The 7,986-nt window shown below is 63.6% G+C and carries 9 protein-coding genes; all 9 read right to left on the bottom strand.

All coding sequences use genetic code 11. The annotated features are described in order from the left end of the window. Window positions 1-121: 121 nt before the first annotated feature. On the bottom strand, window positions 122-862 hold the full coding sequence (istB, locus tag BZF57_RS20420; protein ID WP_086738086.1) for an IS21-like element helper ATPase IstB: 741 nt from the start codon (window positions 860-862) through the stop codon (window positions 122-124). Window positions 863-873: 11 nt separating this feature from the next. Beyond that, window positions 874-2,400 (bottom strand): IS21 family transposase, encoded by a 1,527-nt coding sequence (istA, locus tag BZF57_RS20415; protein ID WP_162290999.1) that lies wholly within the window; start codon window positions 2,398-2,400, stop codon window positions 874-876. Window positions 2,401-2,541: 141 nt separating this feature from the next. Beyond that, the gene (locus BZF57_RS20410; protein WP_086741200.1) at window positions 2,542-3,201 is read right to left on the bottom strand and encodes a conjugal transfer protein TraC; all 660 of its coding nucleotides are present in this window, start codon (window positions 3,199-3,201) and stop codon (window positions 2,542-2,544) included. A 2-nt stretch (window positions 3,202-3,203) separates the two neighbouring features. Continuing rightward, window positions 3,204-3,941: a hypothetical protein gene (locus BZF57_RS20405; protein ID WP_086741197.1), complete on the bottom strand. Its 738-nt coding sequence runs from the start codon at window positions 3,939-3,941 to the stop codon at window positions 3,204-3,206. A gap of 1 nt (window position 3,942) precedes the next feature. Beyond that, complete coding sequence (locus tag BZF57_RS20400) at window positions 3,943-4,752, bottom strand: DsbC family protein (RefSeq protein ID WP_086741194.1); 810 nt, start codon at window positions 4,750-4,752, stop codon at window positions 3,943-3,945. 37 nt (window positions 4,753-4,789) lie between these two features. Next, entirely contained in the window at window positions 4,790-6,094 is a 1,305-nt protein-coding gene (locus tag BZF57_RS20395) for a TraB/TrbI/VirB10 family type IV secretion system protein (RefSeq protein ID WP_086741192.1), read from the bottom strand. Beyond that, the gene (locus tag BZF57_RS20390) at window positions 6,091-6,915 is read right to left on the bottom strand and encodes a type-F conjugative transfer system secretin TraK (RefSeq protein WP_086741190.1); all 825 of its coding nucleotides are present in this window, start codon (window positions 6,913-6,915) and stop codon (window positions 6,091-6,093) included. Before BZF57_RS20390 ends, BZF57_RS20395 begins: the two co-directional genes overlap by 4 nt. After that, the gene (locus BZF57_RS20385; protein WP_086741188.1) at window positions 6,912-7,490 is read right to left on the bottom strand and encodes a type IV conjugative transfer system protein TraE; all 579 of its coding nucleotides are present in this window, start codon (window positions 7,488-7,490) and stop codon (window positions 6,912-6,914) included. Before BZF57_RS20385 ends, BZF57_RS20390 begins: the two co-directional genes overlap by 4 nt. A gap of 1 nt (window position 7,491) precedes the next feature. After that, window positions 7,492-7,776, bottom strand: a complete 285-nt coding sequence (gene traL, locus BZF57_RS20380; RefSeq protein ID WP_066270727.1) for a type IV conjugative transfer system protein TraL — start codon at window positions 7,774-7,776, stop codon at window positions 7,492-7,494. Between the last annotated feature and the right edge of the window lie 210 nt (window positions 7,777-7,986).

Raw genomic sequence — 7,986 nt, 5'->3', positions numbered from 1 at the left:
TGCGGATTCCGACGATCGCGCGCATGTATTCCGATCTGATGCCGCGCAGCGTTCCGCTTTGATCGCGCGCAGGTGAAGCACCTGATCGTTGGTATGTTGTGGCACTATGCTTTGCCGCGGGTCAAGCGGCTTGAGCGGCGATGCTTCGCCGCATGGATTCCCCGGATAGCTCGAGCCTGTGGGCGTTGTGGACAAGCCGATCGAGGATGGCATCGGCGTAGGTCGGATCGCCGATGAGATCGAACCAGCGCGCGATGGGTAGCTGGCTTGTTACGAGCGTTGAACGGCGCCCATAGCGATCCTCGAGGATCTCCAGCAGATGATGGCGGGCATTGCCATCGAGCGGCTCAAGCCCCCAGTCATCGAGGATGAGCAGGTCCACGCGGGCCAGGCTCTTCATGCGCGCAGCAATGCGGCCATCGCCCTTGGCAAGCGACAGCTCGTCGATCAACCGCGGCAGGCGGGTGTAGAGAACCGAGCGATTGTCACGGCAGGCCTGATGCCCGACGGCGCAGGCCAGCCAGCTCTTGCCGACCCCTGCTGGTCCGATAATCGCACAGTTCTCATGGGCAGCGATCCAGCTGCCCTTCAGCAGCATTTCGAACAACCGCCGATCGAGCCCGCGGGCGCTGCGATAATCAACGTCCTCAGGCACGGCTTGGTGCCGCAGCTTTGCCTGACGCAGGCGCAGGGCGAGGCGCTTGTCATTGCGCCATGTCGCTTCATGATCGAGCAGCAGCGCCAGCCATTCCGCGTGGTTCAGGCTGGCGGCATCGCCATTGCCATCCAGATCCGCAAAGGCTTGGGCCATGCCGATAAGGCCAAGCTGGTTCAACTGATCAAGTGTGGGGTGTTTGAGCATCCTTGCTCCTTTCAGTGGTAGTATTGAGAGCCCCGGATATTGTCGTGCAGGATCGGCTCGCGCTCCGGGGCTTTGGACACGGGCACCTTGTCGAGCCCCTTTTCGAGGATCGATTTTACAGACGGATAATTGCGCGCGCCGATCTCCAGCGCGCGAAGCGCAGCCGCTTCAAGGCGCTCAGCGCCGAACCGCTTGGACAAGCCGATGATCCCCAGGCACGAACGGTAGCCTTGCTCGGGATGCGGCCGGTCCTCGATGATGCGCGCCATCAACAGCGACAGCATCGGGCCGATCCGGCCCGCCTCCTCCTGGATCTTTGCCGGTGTCCAGTCGAGATAGCGCCGGTGGCTCGATGGCATGTGCTCGGGCACGGTCGTGTGCCGACCATTGCCACTGCCGCGCATGTGCACCGCGATCCGCTCGCCGCCGAGGAAGATCTCGACGCTGCGGGCCGTGTAACGCACCTCAACCTCGCGCCGCGCGTAGCGGTGCGGCACCGAGTAATGATGCTGCTCGAGCGCGATATGGTAATCGAGCCCAACCCGGCAGCGCTTCCATTGCGCATGAACCCATGGCTCCGGTGGCAGCGGCTTCAGGTTCGGCGCATCGACCTCCTCGAACAGCTGGCGGCGCGTGCGGCCGAACTGGCGAAGCACACGGCGCTCATTCAGATCAGCAAGGCACTCGGCAATGGCAGCGTTGAGCTCGGCCAGGCTGTAGAAGATGCGATTGCGCAGACGGCCCAGCACCCAGCGCTCGACGATCCTGACACAGGCCTCAACCTTCGCCTTGTCCTTGGGCCTCCTCGGCCGTGCCGGCAGCACTGCCGTCCCGTAATGCCGAGCCATGTCCGTGTAGCTGCGGTTGAGCATCGGATCGAAGTGGCAAGCCTTGATCACCGCGACCTTGGCATTGTCGGGCACCAGCAGCTGCGGCGCTCCGCCGAAGAATGCGAAGGCAGCATTGTGAGCCTCGGCCCAGTCAGCAAACTGCTCGGTCCAGGTCGCACACGCAAACGACAGGCTCGAGCCGCCCAGCACCGCGACGAACAGATGCGCATCGCGGATCTCGCCGGTTCTGCGGTCTACCACCACCGGCACCGTGTCGCCCGCATAATCAACGAACAGCTTCTCACCGCCGGCATGGCTCTGGCGCATCACCAGCGGCAGCCGGCCTTCCCAGCGCCGGAACAGGTCGCACCACCGGCTGTAGCGATAGCCGTCGGGGTTCGCCGCGTGGTATTCCTCCCACAGGATCTGCAGCGTCACGTGCTTGCGCTTCAACTCGCGCGCCACCACCGCCCAGTCGGGCTCAGGCAACTTGCGGCGCCCGGGCTTCACCCCTGGCACGCCGTAGAGCCGGGACTCCAGGTCGCTGTCCGTCATTTCAGGCTGCACTGGCCAAGTCAGACCCGACCGATCGAACCGCCGAAGCGTATCCCGGACCGTCGTCGGTCCGACCCCGACCCGCTCGCCAACCACCCGCGTCGAAAGCCCGCAGTCCAGACTCAGACGCAAAATCTCGCGCACATGGCGCATCGTAACTCTCCTCGTCGGCATGCATTCCTCCAACCGTTATCCGGTCGAAAGAATGCCCCAACGATCAGGTGAGCCTCACCTCAAACTGCGCGCGATCATATCGGAATGCTGCGCGCGCAATTCTCGGAACACCGCGCGCCATCACCTCGGAATCCCGCGCGCGATCAAATCGGAACACCGCGCGAGATCACCTCGGAATCCGCAATCGTCGATGAGGGCGATCAGATCGACCGGAGAATAGCGGCTGACATCAACATTGATTGATTGCAGCAGCGAAGTGATGGAATCGCGAACCGTGACCAGTTCCTCGACACTGCCCTTCCCCAGCTTGAACGAGACAGACAGGATGCAGCGGTGCTGGCGCACATGGAAGGGCCCGTCCTGAGCCAGCGAGTTCCACGCCCCATGCCCCAGCATCCGCGAGCGGTGCTCGGCGATTTTCTTGTGCACGCCGCCGGCCGCGTAGCGCGGTAAGGCGTAGCGAGCGATTGTTTGACCCACGCGCGGGCTCTGGAACGACAAGATCTGCAGCCGTGAGCACGGCGGCATCGCCTCGGACAGGAACTGCGCGAGAATTTCACCTGTGCGTTCATCGGCGCCGGTCAGCGGTGCGACTTCGAGGGCAAAGGCGATCGAATCCGTCTGGTAGAAAATCTCGGTCTTGGGATCGAAGCTGCGATAGGGGAGCCACTGTGCAAGCATCGGAGCGCCGTGGCCGGGTGTCCCCTCATCGGGAGCATGCTCGTCACCGAACAGGCGGGCAAACCAGCTCTTCCTTGCAGGCTGTGACGCAGTAGCCATGACTATTGCTCCACCACCGGGTTGAAGGGCTTGGGTCCGCTGACCGCAGTGGCCGCGGCCGCGCCCTCAGCGCCTGCTGTGCCTTTCGCTGCTTTAGCGGAAGCGCGTGCCCGCGCCGCAGCGACCGCTTCGGCCGAAGGAAGACGCGGATCATTGAGGCCGATCCGCGCGGTGCTGTCGCTGGCGCCAGCTTCGGACGTCACCACCTCCTCGCCAAGCTGCGAAAGGATCTCGGGGTTGACGGTCAGGTTGACCGTCTGCGCAAGTGCAGCTCCATGCGAGGCGCTGGCCTGCATCCACGCGCCATTGTCCACCACCGCATTGACAACGCTGGTCTCATGGTAGCGACCGGCCCGATCGACATGCGCCGGAAACACGATGCGCAGCACCTTTTGCTGTCCCGGGACGACTACCGTTTGCGGGGCAGCGGCAAGCGCCACGGTGCCGGGCTGCATGTCGCGCGAGGGAGGACGATAGGGCCCGGCGGGAACATAACCGGCATCGCCGGTGATCTCTGCAAGCGCGCGGTCGTCGATGACGGTTGCGGGCGAGCAGGACCCCTCCCCTGCGGGACCGCAATTGAATTTACCGTTGATGTTGGTGCCGAGCGTCGTGCAGCCAGCGAGGAGCAGCAGCCCGCCGCCGATCGCAGCAACACGCCGCCGGGTCAGGGGCGGCCGCCAGTTGGCGGCGGAGCCATGGGGCAGACAGATCACGTCGGGCAGAGACTTACGCTTCATGTCACGCTCCCTTCAGCCAGGCGATCAGGGCCGCCCTGGGTCGATATCCTTCGAGAACGGCGCCATCGGAGCGCACGATCACGGGCGTTCCGGAAAAGCCGTGCTTGCGGGCGAAAGCCTCGTTCTCGTCGAGGCCTCGGGTGTCGCAGGTCGCTGCCTTGACCGGCATCTGCGCATAGGCGGCGCGCACGGCCTCGCGCTGGTCGCTGGCGCACAGCACGCGGTCGGCGATGTCCCGGCTGCCAAGCACCGAGATCGGCCGTTCGATCACCGTCACGTTCATCTGTTCGAGCTCGCGGCTGAGAGCGCGGCAGTAGCCGCACTGGAAGTCCGAGAAGACCGTGACCTTCTGCCCGCCCTTCCCCCAGACGATCGCGCCCGCGTCGGACAGCGAGGAAAGGTCGACCTTCTGCGCGACCTGCCGGGAGACCGTGGGCTCGCTGCGCGATCCGCGGCCACCTTCAGATGCTTCGACCTCACCGGCATTCGCAAGCGCGTTGGCCTTGGCCGCGCCGCCCACCAGCATGTCGGGATTGAGTTCGAGGAGGCGCGCTGCCGTCAGATCCTGACGGGTTTCCATGTCGTAGACCCGCCCGATGATGAGATAGCGGGCGCTCGCATCGACATAGAACAGGTTTTCTTTCGCGGTGACCTCGCAAAGCCCGGCAATCCGGGTGCAGTCGACCCCCGTCACCTCGGTCTTGGGAAGACGGGTCTTGAGCAGAGCGGTCACATCCGGCGAACTGGTCGCAGCTGTGGCGCCCAGCAGAAGCGACATCGATGCGATGGCGGCGTTGGTGGTATTGAGCATGAGCAAACTCCTCGGTTGCTACCCGCGGCCGGGATGATCAGTTCTGGATGAAGACGCCTTCGAGGAAGACGATCTCGACATCGATGCCGGTCGGCATCTCGATAACGGGCTGGTACTGCTCGGCCCGTTCGATGAGATATTGGGACAGGGTGCTGCCCGCGTTTGCCGCGCCGCCGCCGATGGCCTGGATTCCGACATCGGAGGCCGACGGGAGCACCGGGTCCTGCGCAATGCGCGGGATCTGGTTGGCGCCCTGAAAGGCGTTACCGACACCGCTCACGAGGCCCGCAAGGAACGCCTGGGTTGCCAAGCCGCCTTCACGGCTGACCACCCTCCCGCGTACCCCCGTCTTGCCGCCGAAGCTGATGAAGCCCTTGACGTCCGAGACCGCATACCGCCCGTTGGCCTGCGGACAGGTCATGCGCTGAAGCTTCACATAGACCTTCTCGCTGGAAAGATCGCCACGTGCCGCGCCGTTGACGAGGCATCCTTCGATCTTGGTGGTGAGCAGCTTGCCGTCCCGGTAGACCGACCGGGCCGGGCCGGTGATCCGCAGCACCACGGGCAAAGGGTCTGTCTGCGAGTTGACACCGGCCGACGCATCGACACCGACAATCACGCGCGCCTTGGCGATCGAGTTGGGCGGCAAATAGTTCGGGCTGTCCGTATAGCTGGTGGAACCACCGCTGATCCGGGTTCCCGTCCCTGAAGGCCCGCCTTCAAAAGCCACGAGCTTGATCGAGCGCGGGCTATAGGGTGAACCAGCCACGGCGGCAGCGGCCGCCGCCCCTGCCCCGCCCTGCGGACCACCGCGTCCGGCTGCAGGGCCGGTGGGCCCATACATGCCTGCAGGTGGCGGCATTGGGGCTGCCGCCCGCTGCGCGAGCTGCTGGCGCAGCTGGTCGTTTTCGGTCTGGTAGGCGCTGACCACCCGCTGGCCATCCGTCGCCATTGACTGGTTCTCGGCCTGAAGAGCGGCGATCTGGGCCTGAAGCGCATCGAGACGCTGATCCTGGCCTTCGACGCCCCGAAGCTGGTTCTGCATGCTCTGCATTTCAGCCTCGGACATGGCCTGCCATTCCTGCTGGCCCATGTTCTTGTTGACCATGTCGTCGGTCGAAACCTTGATCTCCTGACCGTTCGCAACCTTCGTCGCTTCGTCGGCAGCATCGCCGCCAAAGATGTAGGCCGAACCAGCCACCAGAGCGACAAGACCCGCTCCCGTCATCAGCATCATCTGCTTCTTCTTGACCGCATCATTGGTGCCGAACTCCTCGACATCGACGGTGTCATCGGCATCGAGCTGCTTGGGCTTGCGCTTGAACGGATTGCTGAAGTTCATGGACGTCCTCCCACGGTGCTGGCCGCGATCTGGCCCGATGGCGTGATGATGTAGGCTGTGGTGACTTCGCCGCGGGCGAGTTCGGTCTTGGCAACACTGACCGCGACGGCATTGCTCGGCGCTATGGTATGCTCATTTAGAACCGCAGCTTCCTTCCCGGTGTTCTCGATCCTGAGCACACGGCCGACCAGATTGAGACCGCGATATTCGGTGATCATCTGGACCTTGAGAGAGCCGACCATCACCGGGCTCATCGACGGTTGGCGGATTTCGAATCCGTCCATCGCATGAGACTGGTACATCGCCTGAATGAGGGACGCCGAGGTTTCCTGCGGCGAGAGTGCGCGCGCGAGCTCGGCGGGTTGCTCGCCCAGGATGTCGCGGTTCTCGACGAACACCTGATGGGCACGCTCGCCCTCGAGACGGCAGGCAAACTTGTAGACGAAGCCCTTGGCCGTTGTGCCGAAGAACGAGACCTCGTCCTTTGTGAAGCCCTCAGGAACAGAGATGTAGATATCGCCGCGCGTAGGCTCGTTGACGACAGTGAAATCGTCGACCTCATTGCCGGTGGTAAGCTTCGAGACACTGGCAAAGCGATCATCCTTGAGGCTGACCCGCGTGAGACCCGATTTGGAGATCGTGCAGGCCACTTCGCTGTTGTCGGTGGCAAGAAGTGTCTCGTCTGCGAGCGCTGGCGAGGTCATCAGGAGCGCGCCTGCGACCAGCAGCCCAGCGCCGATGGTGCGGCTGCTGAGACAAAACGGACGGGCCGCGAGAGCCGTCCCGCTTGCAAAGAGCCCCAATGCAAAAGGCGTGATCATGCCCCTTCCCCTTGTTCCTGACCTTCGACCTTGGAGATCATGCCGAAGCCGACGAGCTGCAGAGACAGGCCCGAATACTTCCAGGTGAAGCGAAAGCGTTTGTGCTCCGCCGTGACAGCCTTTGACCCGACGACTGTGTGAAGCGTGCCCGACACCTCCGATGTCAGGGTGTCGGGATCGACACGGATCGCGCCGATCGTGAAGTACTGGCTGATGCTCGAATTGCCCTGCTCCTTGATGACCTTCATGAGGTCACGCTTGAGCGCCCCGTGGGCCTCGGGCGCGGCGATTTCGAGGATCGTCTCCATCCAGTAGTTGAGATTTTCCGGGCTGCGGTTGAGTGCGATGAGCGCGGTGTCGCGCGTCACCATCTCGAGATATTCCTTCGAGACGCCACTCGACGACACTGTCAGCGGGCTGCGCAGCACGGGTTGAAGAACGATTTCGCGATCGCGCGTGAACCCGAAGATCAACAGCAAGACCAGAAGCCCTGCCAACGTGAGCGCCGTGATGCCCAGCATATTGCGCTGCTTGAGCACCCGCTGCGATTGCGCCAGTCCGTAGGAATGATCCATGTCAGCCCACCATCATGCGAAGATGGGAGGGCGGCGTCGCCTTGAGTCCGGTGAAACTCGACGGCAGGTACCAGTAGGCCATGTGGAACACCCACGATGTGGCCCGACCGGCTTTGAGCTTGCGAAAGCCCCACCATCCAAGCACCGCCAGCACCAGTCCGATCACGACATGCTGCGTCAGAATGCCCCAGATGAACGGAACTGCCATCGCGAGGAACTCATCCAGCGTCCAGAACCCGATGAGTTCAGGATCGTCGAGATGCGAAGGAATGCTGTACCGGTCCATGACTTACCGCCCTCCCCTTTGGTTGAGCGACGCCTCAGATCGTCGCGGTGACGGTCGAGGTGACGATCGGAACGCCGGTGCCGGCACCCACGCCCACGGCGACCGGGACGGCGACCTGGGCAAGGCTGAAACGGCCCGAACCGAGGGCCACGAGGCCGCCGGCAAGGCTCATCACGGTGATGATCCGACCGCCCGAACCTTCGAGGAAGT

Source organism: Erythrobacter colymbi, from assembly GCF_002155685.1.
Classification (GTDB): domain Bacteria; phylum Pseudomonadota; class Alphaproteobacteria; order Sphingomonadales; family Sphingomonadaceae; genus Erythrobacter; species Erythrobacter colymbi.
This window is presented reverse-complemented; position numbering and strand designations above follow the sequence as displayed.

Bases quoted from the DNA above. Each gene is read 5' to 3' on its own strand.
- BZF57_RS20385 (WP_086741188.1), bottom strand. From the start codon at position 7,490: ATGGATCATTCCTACGGACTGGCGCAATCGCAGCGGGTGCTCAAGCAG.
- BZF57_RS20395 (WP_086741192.1), bottom strand. From the start codon at position 6,094: ATGAACTTCAGCAATCCGTTCAAGCGCAAGCCCAAGCAGCTCGATGCC.
- istA (WP_162290999.1), bottom strand. From the start codon at position 2,400: ATGCGCCATGTGCGCGAGATTTTGCGTCTGAGTCTGGACTGCGGGCTT.
- BZF57_RS20405 (WP_086741197.1), bottom strand. From the start codon at position 3,941: ATGAAGCGTAAGTCTCTGCCCGACGTGATCTGTCTGCCCCATGGCTCC.
- istB (WP_086738086.1), bottom strand. From the start codon at position 862: ATGCTCAAACACCCCACACTTGATCAGTTGAACCAGCTTGGCCTTATC.
- traL (WP_066270727.1), bottom strand. From the start codon at position 7,776: ATGGACCGGTACAGCATTCCTTCGCATCTCGACGATCCTGAACTCATC.
- BZF57_RS20400 (WP_086741194.1), bottom strand. From the start codon at position 4,752: ATGCTCAATACCACCAACGCCGCCATCGCATCGATGTCGCTTCTGCTG.
- BZF57_RS20390 (WP_086741190.1), bottom strand. From the start codon at position 6,915: ATGATCACGCCTTTTGCATTGGGGCTCTTTGCAAGCGGGACGGCTCTC.
- BZF57_RS20410 (WP_086741200.1), bottom strand. From the start codon at position 3,201: ATGGCTACTGCGTCACAGCCTGCAAGGAAGAGCTGGTTTGCCCGCCTG.